Annotated in this window: 16 protein-coding genes; 8 read left to right on the top strand and 8 right to left on the bottom strand. The window is 45.6% G+C overall.

Annotated elements, in window-relative coordinates:
* Window positions 1-93 precede the first annotated feature (93 nt).
* The 3 genes from F6K63_RS26780 to tyrS form a co-directional block, all read right to left on the bottom strand.
* Window positions 94-1125 carry a pentapeptide repeat-containing protein gene (locus F6K63_RS26780; protein WP_008185209.1) on the bottom strand — a complete coding sequence of 344 codons (1032 nt, stop codon included), beginning with the start codon at window positions 1123-1125 and terminating at the stop codon, window positions 94-96.
* Window positions 1118-1840, bottom strand: a complete 723-nt coding sequence (pyrF, locus tag F6K63_RS26785; protein WP_008185210.1) for an orotidine-5'-phosphate decarboxylase — start codon at window positions 1838-1840, stop codon at window positions 1118-1120. Before pyrF ends, F6K63_RS26780 begins: the two co-directional genes overlap by 8 nt.
* 144 nt (window positions 1841-1984) lie before the next feature.
* A complete protein-coding gene (gene tyrS / locus F6K63_RS26790; protein WP_287250712.1) occupies window positions 1985-3217 on the bottom strand; it encodes a tyrosine--tRNA ligase in 1233 nt (410 codons plus the stop codon).
* A 719-nt stretch (window positions 3218-3936) separates the two neighbouring features.
* On the opposite strand from tyrS, the gene iscB reads away from it, so the two are divergent.
* Entirely contained in the window at window positions 3937-5196 is a 1260-nt protein-coding gene (gene iscB / locus F6K63_RS26795; protein WP_287313558.1) for an RNA-guided endonuclease IscB, read from the top strand.
* Window positions 5197-5356: 160 nt separating this feature from the next.
* Entirely contained in the window at window positions 5357-7291 is a 1935-nt protein-coding gene (locus F6K63_RS26800; RefSeq protein ID WP_008185213.1) for a transglycosylase domain-containing protein, read from the top strand.
* Between the two features lie 142 nt (window positions 7292-7433).
* On the opposite strand, the gene F6K63_RS26805 is transcribed toward F6K63_RS26800, so the two are convergent.
* Both F6K63_RS26805 and F6K63_RS26810 read right to left on the bottom strand, forming a co-directional pair.
* On the bottom strand, window positions 7434-7757 hold the full coding sequence (locus tag F6K63_RS26805; RefSeq protein ID WP_008185214.1) for a DUF1825 family protein: 324 nt from the start codon (window positions 7755-7757) through the stop codon (window positions 7434-7436).
* 111 nt (window positions 7758-7868) lie between these two features.
* Window positions 7869-7991, bottom strand: a complete 123-nt coding sequence (locus tag F6K63_RS26810) for a hypothetical protein (protein ID WP_287313559.1) — start codon at window positions 7989-7991, stop codon at window positions 7869-7871.
* Between the two features lie 36 nt (window positions 7992-8027).
* Here F6K63_RS26810 and F6K63_RS26815 point away from each other — a divergent pair, with 36 nt between their 5' ends.
* From F6K63_RS26815 to F6K63_RS26825, 3 genes are all read left to right on the top strand, one after another.
* The gene (locus F6K63_RS26815; RefSeq protein WP_287313560.1) at window positions 8028-8243 is read left to right on the top strand and encodes a hypothetical protein; all 216 of its coding nucleotides are present in this window, start codon (window positions 8028-8030) and stop codon (window positions 8241-8243) included.
* A gap of 179 nt (window positions 8244-8422) precedes the next feature.
* Window positions 8423-8818: an NINE protein gene (locus F6K63_RS26820; protein WP_287313576.1), complete on the top strand. Its 396-nt coding sequence runs from the start codon at window positions 8423-8425 to the stop codon at window positions 8816-8818.
* 5 nt (window positions 8819-8823) lie between these two features.
* Entirely contained in the window at window positions 8824-9372 is a 549-nt protein-coding gene (locus F6K63_RS26825; protein ID WP_008185217.1) for a ComEA family DNA-binding protein, read from the top strand.
* A 279-nt stretch (window positions 9373-9651) separates the two neighbouring features.
* Here the strand turns inward: F6K63_RS26825 and F6K63_RS26830 are convergent, their stop codons facing one another.
* Window positions 9652-10386, bottom strand: coding sequence for an SP85-like N-terminal domain-containing protein (locus F6K63_RS26830; protein ID WP_287250715.1), 735 nt, complete (start codon window positions 10384-10386; stop codon window positions 9652-9654).
* 848 nt (window positions 10387-11234) lie between these two features.
* On the opposite strand from F6K63_RS26830, the gene F6K63_RS26835 reads away from it, so the two are divergent.
* Together F6K63_RS26835 and F6K63_RS26840 are read left to right on the top strand one after the other, a co-directional pair.
* Window positions 11235-11546 carry a hypothetical protein gene (locus F6K63_RS26835; protein WP_008185223.1) on the top strand — a complete coding sequence of 104 codons (312 nt, stop codon included), beginning with the start codon at window positions 11235-11237 and terminating at the stop codon, window positions 11544-11546.
* Between the two features lie 285 nt (window positions 11547-11831).
* Window positions 11832-13289: a S8 family serine peptidase gene (locus F6K63_RS26840; RefSeq protein WP_287313562.1), complete on the top strand. Its 1458-nt coding sequence runs from the start codon at window positions 11832-11834 to the stop codon at window positions 13287-13289.
* Window positions 13290-13385: 96 nt separating this feature from the next.
* Here the strand turns inward: F6K63_RS26840 and F6K63_RS26845 are convergent, their stop codons facing one another.
* A complete protein-coding gene (locus tag F6K63_RS26845; protein ID WP_287313563.1) occupies window positions 13386-13520 on the bottom strand; it encodes a hypothetical protein in 135 nt (44 codons plus the stop codon).
* Between the two features lie 48 nt (window positions 13521-13568).
* Between F6K63_RS26845 and F6K63_RS26850 the strand changes: the two genes are divergently transcribed.
* Entirely contained in the window at window positions 13569-14324 is a 756-nt protein-coding gene (locus tag F6K63_RS26850; protein WP_287313565.1) for a glycerophosphodiester phosphodiesterase, read from the top strand.
* Window positions 14325-14470: 146 nt separating this feature from the next.
* On the opposite strand, the gene F6K63_RS26855 is transcribed toward F6K63_RS26850, so the two are convergent.
* Complete coding sequence (locus F6K63_RS26855) at window positions 14471-14854, bottom strand: DUF4346 domain-containing protein (RefSeq protein WP_008185234.1); 384 nt, start codon at window positions 14852-14854, stop codon at window positions 14471-14473.
* Window positions 14855-14985 lie beyond the last annotated feature (131 nt).

The following is a 14985-nucleotide window of genomic DNA, read 5'->3' on the forward strand; positions in this document are numbered from 1 at the left end:
CTGATGCCCGTAGCGCAATCGGTGCTTTTGAATAAAATAAGCTGACGGCTGACCACTGACGGCTGACCACTGACGGCTGAATGCTTTGCTGTCTCAAGGACGGGAATTGACGGGATTCTGTTCAAAGGCTCGAATTGTCCCAGCACGACAATCCCGGAGCCAAGTCTTAACCGCTTGACCAATAACACCATTAGTACTTTCCCGTGGCGGTGTAGGAAGTTTGCCTTCTGAAACAGAACCAATACGGGAAAAAATCATCACTAAGCGCCAGCCATCAGAGCTTTTGGTCAAAAATAGCCAGTGATAATTCTGAAACTCTACAGCTTTATCCTTGAAATACTTGCGCTCTAGGGTAGTTAGAAAGATTTGTTGAAGTGCTTCGCTATCCGTTGGGTTAGGTACAGTCGTGGATTGAAAGGACTTAAGGGGCAGAGGTTCAAACTCTGGCTTTCCTGCCACGATTACATAACTGAAATTGTCCACAGTGGAGTCTGAGCGCCGCGCCCTCTGAATCACTCGATTGGCATAGCTAGGTAAATCCTTCAGCAATAGGGAGGTTAAGGTTTCCACCTCTACCGAACAGGTTGGACGGGGTGAAGGTTGAAGGTTGGCAGGTCGGAGGAACCTTGAAGGGTTAAGGTTGGTCGGTTGGAGGTTGGCAGATTGAAGGTTGGGAGGTTGAAGGTTAGTAGGTTGAAAGTTGGCAGGTTGAAGGTTGACAGGTTGAAGGTTGACAGGTTGAAGGTTGACAGGTTGAAGGTTGACAGGTTGAAGGTTGACAGGTTGAAGGTTGACAGGTTGAAGGTTGACAGGTTGAAGATTGACAGGTTGAAGGTTGACAGGTTGAAGGTTGGTCAGTTGAAAGTTGGTAGGTTGTTGGCCAAAGGCGTTCGAGAAGGGTAGGTTCAACAGTAGACCTCTTTCAAAAGTAGTTTTCTGATACTGTTTTCGTGAATTCTTGTCCACTGTTCCCTGTTCCCTGTTCCCTGTTCCCAACTTCTGAAAGAAGTGTAGTTGAAAGTTTTCTGGGAAACCTTCTAGGTTCAACTTGCTAAGGTTCAACCCATTAATCTGTAATCCCAAGTAAGCAATTAGAAGTAATCCCGTCAGCTGAAAGCTATACACCAGTACCAGCTAATTCCTCACAAATCCTATTCCAGGCAGCCACTGGGTCGTCAGCAGCGGTAATTGGTCGCCCTATAACTAGGTAATCTGCACCAGCTTGTAGAGCAGCTAGTGGGGTCATTGCCCGTCGTTGATCACCTTTTTCTGACCATTGGGGGCGTACTCCTGGACAAACCAGGAGAAAATCATCACCACACACTTGTCGTAGCTGTGATACTTCCATGGGGGAGCACACTGCCCCATTCAAACCTGACTCTTGAGCGAGTAGTGCCATTTGTAAGACAAATTCGGGCAACTCGATCGGAATTTTCAGGTCAAAGGCCAAATCCCGGGAATTGAGACTGGTGAGTAGAGTAATACCAATTAACTTTGGGGGGGGACATCCCGCTGTCAAAGCTCCCTCAACTGCCGCTTCAGCCGCTCGTTTGAGAGCATTGCGACCAGCAACAGCATGAATGGTGATTAAGTCCACACCATAGGCGGCTGCAACCCTTGTTGCTCCAGCGACCGTATTGGGGATATCGTGAAATTTAAGATCCAGAAATATCCGCTTTTGCCGATGTTTGAGAGTATGAATAATCTCAGAACCAGTGCTCACAAACAGTTCCAGCCCTACTTTCCAAAAGCTAACCTCAGGCAACTGCTCCACTAATGCGATCGCATCTTCTTTGCTCGGCACATCCAAAGGAACAATAATCCGATCTTCAACCTTCAACCTCCTAACCTCCTAACCTTCAACCTTCAACCTCCTAACCTTCAACCTTCAACCTCCTAACCTTCAACCTCCTAACCTTCAACCTTCAACCTTCTAACCTTCTAACCTTCTAACCTTCTAACCTTCTAACCTTCATTGATACCTTCAACTAACTAAACGGGCAAACTTCTTTTTCCCCACCTGCAAAACCTTTCCCACCAATTGATCAGGGGAATCAAAGGTCTGGTCAACCGCTGAAATGCGATCGCCATCCAACTTAACACCTCCCCCTTGAATCTGTCGCCTGCCTTCGCCACTACTTTGGCACAAACCGGATTCTTTAAGGATATAGAACAACTTAGCGGGAAAGTCCACAGAAGACAATGAAAATTCTGGCACAGAATCCCCCGTACCAGTAGTGCTACCCTTTACTAAGTTTAGTGCTGCCTGCTGAGCTTCTTTTGCCGCTGCTTCACCGTGATATTGGGTCACAATAGTCAGAGCCAATTGTTTTTGCTGCTCCCGTGGCTGTTCTGGAAGCTGATCCAATGGCACATCAGTCAACAGCTCAAAATATTGCGTCAATAGATGATCTGGTGTGCCCTCCAGCTTCGAGTACATGGTCAGGGGATCATCTGACAAGCCCACATAATTCCCCAAAGACTTAGACATTTTCTGTATCCCATCCGTCCCAATCAAAATTGGCAGCAGTAAGCCGAACTGGGGAGATTGCCCAAAATGCCGTTGTAAATCCCGTCCCAAGGCAATATTAAACTTTTGGTCAGTTCCCCCTAACTCCACATCAGCCTTGACTGCCACAGAATCATAGCCCTGCATCAATGGGTAGAGAAACTCATGGAGGAAAATAGGATTTTGTTGTTGATAGCGTTCAGCAAACCCTTCCTTCGCCAGCATTTGCCCTACGGTCATAGTGGCTAACAACTCAATAATCTCAGACAAATCCAACTGGTTAAGCCACTCAGAGTTATAGCGAATTTCTAGCCGTCCTGGGGTATCAAAATCTAGAATAGGGCGCACCTGTGACAGATAAGTTTCAGCATTTTCCTTGACCTGAGCTGGTGTCAACTGGCGACGTACCTCAGACTTCCCGGTAGGGTCACCGATTCTAGCGGTAAAGTCACCAATAATTAAGACAGCGGTATGACCAGCATCTTGGAATGCCCGTAGTTTTCTGACTGGGATACTATGACCTAAGTGGAGATCCGCACCGGTTGGGTCTATACCTAACTTGACCCGTAAGGGACGCTCAGCTTGCTTGAGCCGAATAGCTAGATTTTCACTCGGATCCTGAGAATCCGGTTGTAGGGGAAAAATTTCACTGGTACCTCTGTCTAGCCAAGCTAGCTGGTTAGAAAGGGGAATTTCAAAATTTGACATTGGTTGGGACTATGGTTGGCAATTAACTAGGTTAGTACAGATTGTTTAAATTTATCCTAAGGATCGTTTACAAATTCTAAGCAGCTAGACCGACACTTGCCAAAACCATGTCTAAATGCCGCTAACTATTATACAAAAAACCGTTGACAACTGTTACGAGATGCGGCTTTTGCCCACTCTTCTTGATGCAGTCGCTCATGGGGGGAACCCCCTTTGGCGGCGCTGCATCGCTTGTAAGATAGGGATTAAATCCCCCATGCTTTAGGCTCTCAAGGGTTCAATCGGTGGATGCATCTGCCACAGGGACTGCATCAAGACGGGAAATGACCGTCGTAGAATACAAAATGGTATGAATTGGCTAGAATTAGCTTTAATTCAAAAATTATTTATCGCTACAGTAGTTGAAGCTTAAGTAGAAGCTTACCTGTAGGGCTTGACACTTATCCATAACGTCCTGGCATTATTAAGAAATTCGATGCTCAAGACTTGTAAGTAATCCTCCTAGCCAAAGCCTAGGGAATTCCCGGTAATCTCCGGGATTGCCAACTAGGATGCAGACTCAGGTGCGATTCCTAGGTTGGTTTGGTTATGACACCCAGAGGTGAACTCCAGCTTCTGGCTCTGTCGCTAATCATTAAGACAAAGGCAAATGTGTGGTTAGCCCAACAAGCCATCCCAACATTGTCAAGGAACACATTACCAAATTGAGAGCACTAAAAATGCCAAAGTATGTATTTGTTATTGACACAAACAAGCAGCCATTAAACCCTATTCCACCAAAGAAAGCTCGTCGGTTGTTAGACAAAGGTAAAGCTGCTGTTTTTCGGATGTACCCGTTCACGATCATCTTAAAAACAGCGATTGATAATCCAATTGTATCACCTTGTAAAATTAAGATTGATCCTGGTAGCCAAACAACTGGATTTGCTCTAGTCCAAAACAACCAAATCATTTGGGGAATGGAGTTAGAACACAGAGGAGGGTTGATCAATAAAAAATTAGAGTCTAGAAAAGCTGTAAGGCACCGAAGACGTAATCGTCACACCCGTTACAGAAAGCCACGGTTTTTTAATCGCAAACGTTCAGAGGCTTGGCTCCCACCCAGCCTAGAACACAGGGTTTCGACTATTGAAACGTGGGTAAAGCGATTAACCAAGTTTTGCCCGGTCAATGAAATTTGGGTCGAAAGAGTTAAGTTTGATACCCAGAAAATGCCGAATCCCGAAATCAATGGTATTCAGTACCAACAAGGTGAACTAGCTGGCTACGAAGTTAGGGAGTACTTACTTGATAAATGGGGAAGAGAATGTACCTATTGCGGTAAACAGTCTGTTCCCTTGCAGATCGAGCACATTCACCCAAAGTCATTTGGTGGAAGTAATCGAGTCAGTAATCTCTGCTTAGCCTGCGAAAAATGTAATAAACGAAAAGGAAACAAACCTATAGAGGAATTCCTAAAAAAGAAGCCAAGTTTACTCCAAAAAATCAAAACTAAAGCCAAACAACCATTATTGGATGCGGCAGCGGTAAATGCAACTCGTAACAAGTTAGTGAAAGTACTCCAAAATATCAAGTTTGTAGTTACTGGAACCGGAGCGCAGACCAAGTACAACCGGACTAGACTGGGTCTTCCTAAGGAGCACTGGATTGATGCTGCTTGCGTTGGGGATATTGAGACCTTAGTCTTGAAAACGTCTCAGCCACTGTTAGTTACTGGCAAAGGGCAGGGAGGCAGACAAAAAGCAGCACTCAACAAGTACGGTTACCCCGTCAGGCACAATCCATTAAAACCAATTAAGGGCTGGGTCACTGGAGACATAGCCAAACATCAAAGACTAGGTATAGGCAAGGTAACTCCTAGAAGTAAAGGAAGCTTTGGATTTACCCCGTTAGGAATGAAGGGCTATAAAAGCTGCAACCCTCAAGATATATCAGCAATACACCGAAAAGATGGATACACTTACAGTTTTTGCAAGTAACTGCCGGAATTTACCGAGAAATAATTGTCCTAGACATTCCTGCTCTGCCCACCTATCCTTGGAATTGTCTTATAGAAAGTACTTATAGGAAGTAAAAAAAACACCCCAAGCACAGCCCCTAGCTTACATGTCTGTTCTTTAGTAAGGAAATGAAATCACCGTGCCATATAGCACTATTCGACAACCACAAGATCGGAAAAATCGGAAAAGAAAGCCTTCACAAGTATTGCAGTTTGTGCAAGGGGTGGCTCAGGTAACTGGAGGGACTATCCTCGGGGTTACCATGTTAGCTAGCTCGATTGTAGCTGGTGGACTTGTGGGCTTAGCGACTAGCTTCCGTAACCTGCCAGATGTGCGCATGCTCCGGAACTACACACCGACAGAAACAACTTACATTTACGATGTCAAGGGTAGACCTCTAGTGAGCCTTCATGGGGAAGCGAATCGGGAAGTGCTCGAATTCGGCCAAATCAACCCTCAACTCAAGCGGGCTGTACTAGCTATAGAAGACAGTCGCTTCTATATGCACTATGGGGTTAACCCCAATAGCGTCGGTCGTGCTTTTTTAGTCAACTGGAGACAAGGGACAGTAGTAGAGGGGGGTTCTACAATCACCATGCAGTTGGTGAAAAACCTGTTTCTGACTCGGCAACGCACCTTTAGCCGCAAAATCACTGAAGCTGTACTCGCTATCCGAGTTGAGCAAATCTTCTCTAAAGACGAGATTTTGGAATTGTACCTCAATCAAATCTATTGGGGTCACAATAACTATGGCATTGAAACAGCTGCCCGCAGCTACTTTGTTAAGCCAGCATCTGAGCTATCCTTAGGGGAGTCAGCCATGTTGGCAGGGCTAATCCAGTCCCCAGAAGAATACAGTCCCTTCAGCAACTACTCTAAAGCTAAAGAGCGACAAGCCGTTGTCTTAAGGCGGATGCGGGATTTGGGATGGATTACAGCAGCCCAAGAAAAACAAGCTAAGGAACAGCCCCTGTTAATTGGGAAAAGTACTTCCTGGAGCACCAGTAAATTGCCTTTCGTCACAGAAGCTGCTGTGGTGGAGTTAAAAGAGCGATTTGGTCAGGAAGCGGTCACCAAGGGCGGAATGCGAGTTCAGACCACGGTTGACTACGAATTCCAAAAGCAGGCAGAAAAGATCATTAATCGTGCTCATTACACCCTGCGTCGCCGTGGACTTTACGATAATCAAGTGGCATTAGCCGCCGTTGACCCCCGTACCCATTTTGTGAAAGCGATAGTCGGGGGATACAGCTATGAAAAGAGCAAATTCAACCGTGCTACTCAAGCTCGACGTCAGCCTGGGTCATCCTTTAAGCCATTTGTTTACTATACTGCCTTTGCCACAGGTAAATATTCCCCCCGTTCCACTGTTTACGATACCCCCGTTCGTTATCGAGATGGTAGAGGCTATTACAGACCCAAAAACTATGGTGGTGGCTACTCTGGTGCCATGAGCATTCGCACCGCAATTGTTCAATCGAGCAATGTGCCAGCGGTGAAGATTGGCAGGAGAGTGGGACTTGATAAAGTCGTTGATGTGGTTAAGACCCTTGGGATTAAGAGTCCGATGCAACCGGTGCTATCCTTACCCCTAGGGTCAGTTGGGGTAACACCATTGGAAATGGCAGGAGCCTATGCTACTTTTGCCAATAATGGCTGGCACTCTGACACTACCTTAATTGTCCGAGTGACCGATAGTAAAGGCAATGTGCTGCTAGATAATACCCCTAAGCCTAAGCTGGTGCTAGATCAATGGGCGGTTGCTTCCCTTAACCATACCCTAACCGGTGTAATTAACGGAGGTACCGGAAAATCTGCCTACATAGGGCGTCAGGCGGCGGGTAAGACAGGAACAACCTCTTCAGAGCGAGATGTATGGTTTGTGGGATATGTACCCCAGATGGCTACCGCAGTTTGGATTGGTCGAGACAACAACCGACCCCTTGGGCGAGGGGTAACAGGTGGTGGCTATGCCGCACCGATCTGGCGGAGGTTTATGGCTTACGCTTTGCGGAACGAGCCAGTGAGATACTTCCCTCGACCCTCAAAATTTAAGCGTCCTCGATCTAGATAAATTCTAGATAAATTAGGGATATCAGCCGTCATTATTGGCGGCTCCTTACTAAGGCACTCTCAATCCTGAGCCTAAGACCCTAAGCTCTCAGCTGTCTTGGCAGATGTCCATGTATACCCACCCCCACCAAGGGCGTTCCTGACTACAATTGCTTCTCTAGGTCTGACTTCATCCGCTCCAATGTCATGTTCATCTGGTCAAACATCTGCTGAGGGGTGATCCCAAATTGACCTAACTGAGTATTGAGCTGCTCTATGGTCATCTGAGCCATGAAGTCATCGGATAACTCGAAGCGCTTCATAAAAATACGATAGCGCTCCATCATCTGTTCCATCTGATCGATGAAAATCTTTTTGCCTTCACGGTCAAACTTGCCATAGTCGTTGCCCAATTTAATCAGCTCTTGGTAATCTTCAAACAGCTGTTTTGCCTCTTTTTGGACAATTTCCGAATCAAAAAAACCCATTGCTCTTACCTGTCAACCGGTTTGGTTGTACTCAATCGCCGCTTCTAATCACATTTTAATGTAGCGTCAAACCTGGACAAAATTCGGTTTTCCGTATTAGTCCGTTGAAGATTAGTCAGTTGTTCGCCCAAGGCGTTCGTTGTAGGGTAGGTTGGAGCGTTGAAGGTTAGACCGTTGAAGGTTAGACCCTTGAAGGTTAGACCGTTGAACGCGAATGCGTGGCCTTTTGGCCAAGGTTGAAAGTTAGAGCCTTAACAACTCACGCGCCACATGTATAACTGGCAAGCTGTAACCTGTAACCCGCAACTGGCAAGCTGTAACCTTGGCCTTTGGCCACGCATTCGCGTTCAACCAGTTAACCTTCAACCAGTTAACCTTCAACCAGTTAACCTTCAACCAGTTAACCTTCAACCAGTTAACCTTCAACCAGTTAACCTTCAACCAGTTAACCTTCAACCAGTTAACCTTCAACCTTCAACCTGTTAACCTTCAACCTGCCAACCTTCAACCTTGAACCTGCCAACCTTCAACCTTCAACCTGCCAACCTTCAACCTATAATCTGTAACCTGTAACTTTCGCGTCTGAGATAAGTAATTATTATAGGAACATAGGATTGACAGTTTTTGGATCTCCACCAAGCTATTCAACGCGGGTCAAAGCAAGTATGTTGAGCAAGCCAAAAAGCCGCAAAGTCGCTTCCCTACTGGCATTGAGTGGGGTAGTGATTCCCGTTTGTGGATTACACAAATTTTATCTCGGACAACCCTTCTGGGGAGTAATGTACTTACTCCTGTGTTGGACACCCATTCCTCGCATTGCTAGTGCTATAGAGGGGGTGTGGTATTTACTACAAAGTCAAGATCAGTTTGACCTCAATTTTAACCTCGGTATTGAGTCTACAGTATCTTCCTCAGAGAATCCATCGGCTGGGATTGACCCAGCCAAGGTAGGGGAAATTGCCGATGCCCTAAGACAGCTAGACAGCCTGCGTCAGGAGGGACTAGTGTCTGAGTATGAATTTGAACAAAAACGTCGTCAATTACTTGACCTAATTGCTTGAGTTTCATGGCAATTTTTGATTGGCTATCACCCAAGACTCGACAAAACCCAAATCAGCAATCAATTCAGCATAGGCTGAAGCGTGACCCCTACTATCGGCTACAATCCACAGAAGAAATTGCTGTAGCTGCCAAATTGGGGCTCACCATTGATGTGAATCAAGCTGGTGTGGATGATTGGCTGAGATTGCCAGGGATATCTATCCATCAGGCGCGGACGCTTTTTGAACTCACCAGCAGCGGTGTGCAATTTTGCTGCTTAGAAGATTTGGCCGCTGCCCTAGGTTGGTCAGTACAACGTCTGACACCCTTGCAACCAATTTTGAGGTTTTGTTACTACGATGCTGAGAGTTTAGTAACGCCTGGGCTAGTCAACCCTAACACCGCATCTCTAGAACAGTTGACGAAAATTCCAGCAGTGGACTTGTTTTTAGCTAGAGCGATCATGCAAAATCGCTTTGATGGTGGCCCATACCGTAATCTGGCTGACCTTCAACGACGCCTTGAGCTTAATCCTCAGCTGACATCTGAGTTAATGTACTATTTAATCTTTTGAGATTAATAGTTTGAGCTTACTAGTTTGAGAACCTATCCAGTTTACTACTTATCCTTCTTGGTTGATAGTCACGTAAAACTAGAAACTAGAAACTAGAAACTTGTCAGTGGCCAAGTCACAACTGAGAACTGAGAACTGAGAACTGACAGCTGATAGCTGATAGCTTACCACAAAACCTAAAAAAGGAACAGACTACGAGAAAGTGGTCTAGTTCCTACAGAGAACTGGTTGAATCAGCTATGCTGACGAAAAAATCCGGGAATCTTTAAAATTCCTAGGTCAGACCAATTCCTTAGACTTGCGCTTTAATGAAGTCACACTTAATCCCAGCAAGCTTAGGCTGAACAAGCCCATTGTCATGGGTTCAGGAACAGGTTGAGAATTGGAAGGATGGTTAGGATCCAGAGTTAGATCAACATTAATATCAGCATTGCTAAGAGTAAAAGAACCCGTAGCACCTAGCCAGCCAGACATACCAAAGTTAGTGTTTTTGCCATTAGCTCCAACCCCAACCTGGAAGGCGTATTTACCATTTTCAGGTCTTTGGTAAAGATTCAGTTCCTTGCCATCGTAGAAACCTAGGCCACTTAAGGTCGCCCGAGTTTCATCCATGTTATAGTAGCGCCAATTACTAGTATCGACGGGGCCACCTTTTTCTACGTATTCAGACTTCGGTAGTTCCTTTTTAGGTCCTCCCCAAGGTTCTGGTGTGCTCTCGAACCAAATATCAACCTCCCATTGTTTAGTATCATCTTTTTCGGAAACGATGGTACCCAACAAATTAGCACTCCCATCATCGTATTCATTAAAGATACCTGAAGTGTCAAATACAAATCTCCCTGAGTCCAACTCAGGTAACCAGAAAGCATGTCCTGACCAATATGTGTCTGGGTTGCTATGAGCTTCATCGGCTAACCAGGACTTGACGATATCAGCTGCCTGGGCTTGTCCTACTGCTCCCAAAACTATAGACCCTAAAACTAATCCACTGCTTAAAAATTTAGTTATGTTCATGTTATAGACGCCCTAGTTATTTAAATTAATTAATTGACTGTAGTCTGTAACTAATTGGTTTACTAATTGTGTGACTAACTCGATCATAGCCTGAGCTGTCAGTAAAATCACGTTAAGTAAATTAACTGATATTTATAGTTTGCAAATCTGATGATTGCGATCGCGTTAGCGCTAACGTATAAAACGTATAACTTTTGTATTTTTTGTGTATAAATTAATACCAATAAAAAAATCCCCTCACTTTTGAACTGGCACCAAACTTGATTCCATGACCTGGAGCTAATCTACAGAAAAGAGCTGGTGAATTTTTTCGGTCCTATTCAGGACTATCAAAACAGCGCTGTTTCATTGTCCGACTAAAATGTGATTGGTAGGGATGTAGGGAGATCGGGAGATCGGGAGATCGGGAGATCGGGAGATCGGGAGATCGGGAGATCGGGGGAATTTTTATTAATAAAAAGGTATTTTTAACCTCAAAAAAAACCTCTCCCCAGCACCCCACCTCCCTTTCAATCCCATTGATCTGACAATTTATGCCAAAGAATTAAACAGCCCTGCCTCTCCCCACGCGCACCCGCCCCTCTAACCACACTCTTCCCCCGCCCGATTCCGGAATCCGGATTCCAGAATCCGGATTCCAGCGGGGGTAGCGCTATAGCTTGACAAGTTACCCTTAATTGAGGGAAACTCTAGGTTAGTCTATGGGAGGGCGAAGCAAAAGCACATAAAACCTAGGGTTTGAGCCATTAATTCCTTGCCCGAATTACTTACTTGCCCGAATTACTGGCTCGAATGGGTCGCCCCTACCCAAAAATCAACGACGCCAGACTTTCCATCGGAGGCGTTCTATGCCGGAAAACACGATTTCAGCAGAAATTCAGTCATCCCCCAACCACTCTAGACAAGCTGCTTTAGCTCTACAACAACTTGGCTTCCGGATCCTGCACATTGGACCGACTATCAGTGTACAAGCCCCGCAATCCCTGTGGGAATCAACTTTCAATGTTTCCTTCCAACCACAGCAGAAAACCCTGATCCAGGAGATAGATGGCAGTGACGTTACCTATCCCAAAGCTGCGGTTGACAATCTACAAATTCCTGAGCAACTACAAACCTTGGTAACTGGGGTGATGTTTGTAGAACCCCCAGAATTTTTCTGATCCAGTTAACGATAATCCGAACATTGTCCAGGCTAGAGGCACAATCGGGTCGGTCGTGCCTGTAGTTTTCTATAGTCAAATCTTCAATAGTCAAAAACACCCTGGGGAATTTTAAACAAAAACCGAACAAAACACAAGTACCCACGAGGGTGACGTCAATATGTGATCACATATACCACACTAAAGAAGTAAACCAAAGAAGTAAACCAACTTGGTTTGTTGATCAACAAAGACAGCGATAGTCATCAACCGCTGTCTAACTAGGATTTAACTAACAGGATAATTATGATACAACAACTACAGACTGGACAAGAGCGAGTTTCCTTTGAAGCCATTCTCGCATCAGAAAGTGGCCAGTCCATGTTCGCGACTGACACCTACCTCCAACCGGAGAATCTTCAACAATTCGCTCCACCCCCTGGACGGGGCATTCAAGCTGCAAATATTCTACAATCCCTTGGCTTTCGAGTCCAGCAAATCGGAACCTTTTCCATTAGTGCTGATGGACCACGGGAACTGTGGGAACGGGTCTTTAGTACCCGACTTGAAAGGGACAGCCAACTCATTAACGAGGCTAATCCCAACCTGGGACAAGTGACCTTCTTGCGCCATGTTGCTGGTTCTCCCTTTAGCATTCCCGAAGAGCTATTTGGTTTGATAGAGCGAGCTTATCCCCAACGTCCACCGATTTTATTTGAGTCGCCACTGCCTCCACGGGTTGGTTATCATCACCTTAATGTTCCCTCTGATGTAGCTATGGTATGTCGCTCGACCCCTGTCCACAAAGTCGGGGTAACCGGTAAGGGCGTTTTAGTAGCAATGGTAGACACTGGATTCTACAAGCATTCCTTTTACGAGTGGCATGGCTACAACTACCAGGCAACCCTGGCACCAGATGCTCAAAACGTGGAGCGGGATGAGAATGGTCATGGTACGGCTGAAGCAGCAAATATTTTTGCCAATGCACCGGATATTGACTTTATTGGTGTCAAAATGGGGAGTAACCCCACCCTGGCGTTTAAGATGGCATCGGATTTACATCCAGCGGTGATGACCAACAGCTGGGGCTACAGTATCCCAGAAGGCCCTCTACCGAATTTCCTCAAGCCCCTAGAGGCCGCAGTTATTGAAGCAGTCAAAGAGCGTGGTATTACCGTCTGTTTCTCTGCTGGTAACGGACACTATGGATTTCCTGGTCAGATGCCAGAAGTGATTTCTGTGGGTGGAGTCTATGCCCACGATACTGTTGAGGGCAATGACTTTCGGTTAGAAGCTTCCAACTACGCCAGTAGCTTTGATAGCCAAATTTATCCAGGACGCCACGTCCCTGATCTGTGTGGACTGGTGGGAATGCGACCCCGGGCTGCCTATATCATGTTGCCCGTTGAACCAGGGGACGAAATTGACCAAGGCTTGGGCGGCGGTGAGTATCCGAATCAGGACGAAACGGCTACTGATGATGGCTGGGCGGTGATCAGCGGTACTAGTGCTGCTTCTCCCCAAGTAGCGGGTGTTTGTGCCTTGCTTAAGCAGGCGCAACCTGGTCTGTCTCCATCTCTGATTAAGCAGATTCTGCGGGCATCAGCGCGAGATGTTAAGCTGGGCAAGAGCGCCCATGGTCAACCAGCCGGAGAGGGACACGATGGAGCAACTGGCTCCGGTTTGGTGGATTCTTATGCAGCCTATAAGTTAGCTCGATCCGTGACCATCCGCAATGTTCATGACTTGCCAGCACCTCGATGAGATAGCGCTTCTCAAATAGGTGAGCTATATTTGGGATTTTAGGGAATCGGGAATTCAGAAGTCAGAAGTCAGAAGTCAGAAGTCAGAAGTCAGAAGTCAGAAGTCAGAAGTCGGGAATCGGGAATCGGGAATCGGGAGTCGGGAATCGGGAATCGGGAATCTCCCTACACTTCCCACACTTCCCACACTTCCCACACTTCCCACACTTCCCACACTTCCCACACTTCCCATCTTTCCCTCTCTTCCCCTGCTCCCTGTTCCCTGTTCCCTTTGCTACATATGCTCACTAATAAGATAATCGCCCATCGTGGCGCTTCTAATTGTGCGAAAGAGAATACTATTGAAGCCTATGAGAAAGCGATTGAAATTGGGGCTGACTTTATCGAATTTGATGTAAGAATCACTAAAGATGGGGAATTGATTTCCCATCATGACCCAATGATAGCTAATCAAGCTATCAGTCAGTTAAGCTTTGCTGAAATCAATTCCCTTGCTGGTAAGCAAGGGTTTAGAGTGCCTACGGTTGAGGAAGTTTTAAGACTGACACGTAACAAGATTAAACTAGCGGTTGAACTAAAAGAAGAAGGCTATGAAGAAAAAGTTCTGGCGCTAGTAATGGGATATATCAAGATAGATAATTTTGTTATTTTATCATTTAATGTTTCATCGTTAAGATGGATAAAATCTAAGTATCCTGGGGTTAAAACTGGATTGCTATTAAGCAAAAAAAAGAATAATTATCTGATTATATTACTCAGGTTTTTCGGTATTTTGGTGTTTCATAAACTGATCCGACTTACACCGGATATACTCGCACTACAGTGGGAAACGTTAAAATTTGGTTTATTGCAAATTGCTGCTAAACAGGGCAAACCGGTTTTTGTTTGGACTGTAAATGATCAAAAAATGATTGGAGAGTTTCTAAATGATAATCGGGTACATGGTATAATTACCGACAAACCGGACTTAGCTCGTAAGCTATTAGCTATTAGCGGTCAGCGGTCAGCGGTCAGCAGTCAGCGGTCAGCTTTTTAATAAAACAGGTAAACATTCGTTTAATTTATTTTAGGTCTGCTGTCAGGGATTCATAGTCTTTGACTGAATGCTGAACGCGCACGCGTGCGCGTAGCGCATAGGCTGAATGCTGATAGCTGATAGCTAAATGCTTAGGAAGCTATTGACTAATCTTGAATGTACTCTTCGCCATTGATCATCGCTATCTCGGCTCTGACAAATTCTCGTCCTAGGTAAAGGGCGTGATCGAAGCGACTTAAAGGACAGGGTTTAGTTTCTTCGGTAATTTTCATGCCTAGTTCCTTGGCTGTCCTACCTTTGAAAATAGCGGTGGGAGTACGGTTTAATTTACCATCGCAGGGAAATGGTTCTCCGGTTTCTGGATCAACTGCTAAGCCTTTCTCATTAATTTTGTTACTGTAGTGTTCAGCACAGATCAGACTTGCCTCTCGGTCTATGTAAATAATGAAGTAGCCCTCTGGATCGAGTTCAATAAAGCGTTTGGAGAGCTTCTCATCAATAGCAGTCATGTCTTGGGCAGTGATCATCATGGTGAACGGTCAAGGGCTAAAGCTGATGGCAAATTCCACTATTATAACTTTAACAGAACAATTAGACAAGGTCAGTTCATGTAGTTCATGTAGGGTGGGCAGTGCACCAGACAGATAATCAAGCTGGCAAA

Origin of the sequence: Moorena sp. SIO1G6, from assembly GCF_010672795.1 — a bacterium.
Lineage (GTDB): Bacteria > Cyanobacteriota > Cyanobacteriia > Cyanobacteriales > Coleofasciculaceae > Moorena > Moorena producens.

What these genes read in the sequence shown, in the direction of transcription:
- tyrS (WP_287250712.1), bottom strand. Translation starts at nt 3,217, where the DNA reads ATGTCAAATTTTGAAATTCCCCTTTCTAACCAGCTAGCTTGGCTAGAC.
- iscB (WP_287313558.1), top strand. Translation starts at nt 3,937, where the DNA reads ATGCCAAAGTATGTATTTGTTATTGACACAAACAAGCAGCCATTAAAC.
- F6K63_RS26805 (WP_008185214.1), bottom strand. Translation starts at nt 7,757, where the DNA reads ATGGGTTTTTTTGATTCGGAAATTGTCCAAAAAGAGGCAAAACAGCTG.
- F6K63_RS26815 (WP_287313560.1), top strand. Translation starts at nt 8,028, where the DNA reads ATGTATAACTGGCAAGCTGTAACCTGTAACCCGCAACTGGCAAGCTGT.
- F6K63_RS26820 (WP_287313576.1), top strand. Translation starts at nt 8,423, where the DNA reads ATGTTGAGCAAGCCAAAAAGCCGCAAAGTCGCTTCCCTACTGGCATTG.
- F6K63_RS26825 (WP_008185217.1), top strand. Translation starts at nt 8,824, where the DNA reads ATGGCAATTTTTGATTGGCTATCACCCAAGACTCGACAAAACCCAAAT.
- F6K63_RS26830 (WP_287250715.1), bottom strand. Translation starts at nt 10,386, where the DNA reads ATGAACATAACTAAATTTTTAAGCAGTGGATTAGTTTTAGGGTCTATA.
- F6K63_RS26835 (WP_008185223.1), top strand. Translation starts at nt 11,235, where the DNA reads ATGCCGGAAAACACGATTTCAGCAGAAATTCAGTCATCCCCCAACCAC.
- F6K63_RS26840 (WP_287313562.1), top strand. Translation starts at nt 11,832, where the DNA reads ATGATACAACAACTACAGACTGGACAAGAGCGAGTTTCCTTTGAAGCC.
- F6K63_RS26845 (WP_287313563.1), bottom strand. Translation starts at nt 13,520, where the DNA reads ATGGGAAGTGTGGGAAGTGTGGGAAGTGTGGGAAGTGTGGGAAGTGTG.
- F6K63_RS26850 (WP_287313565.1), top strand. Translation starts at nt 13,569, where the DNA reads ATGCTCACTAATAAGATAATCGCCCATCGTGGCGCTTCTAATTGTGCG.
- F6K63_RS26855 (WP_008185234.1), bottom strand. Translation starts at nt 14,854, where the DNA reads ATGATGATCACTGCCCAAGACATGACTGCTATTGATGAGAAGCTCTCC.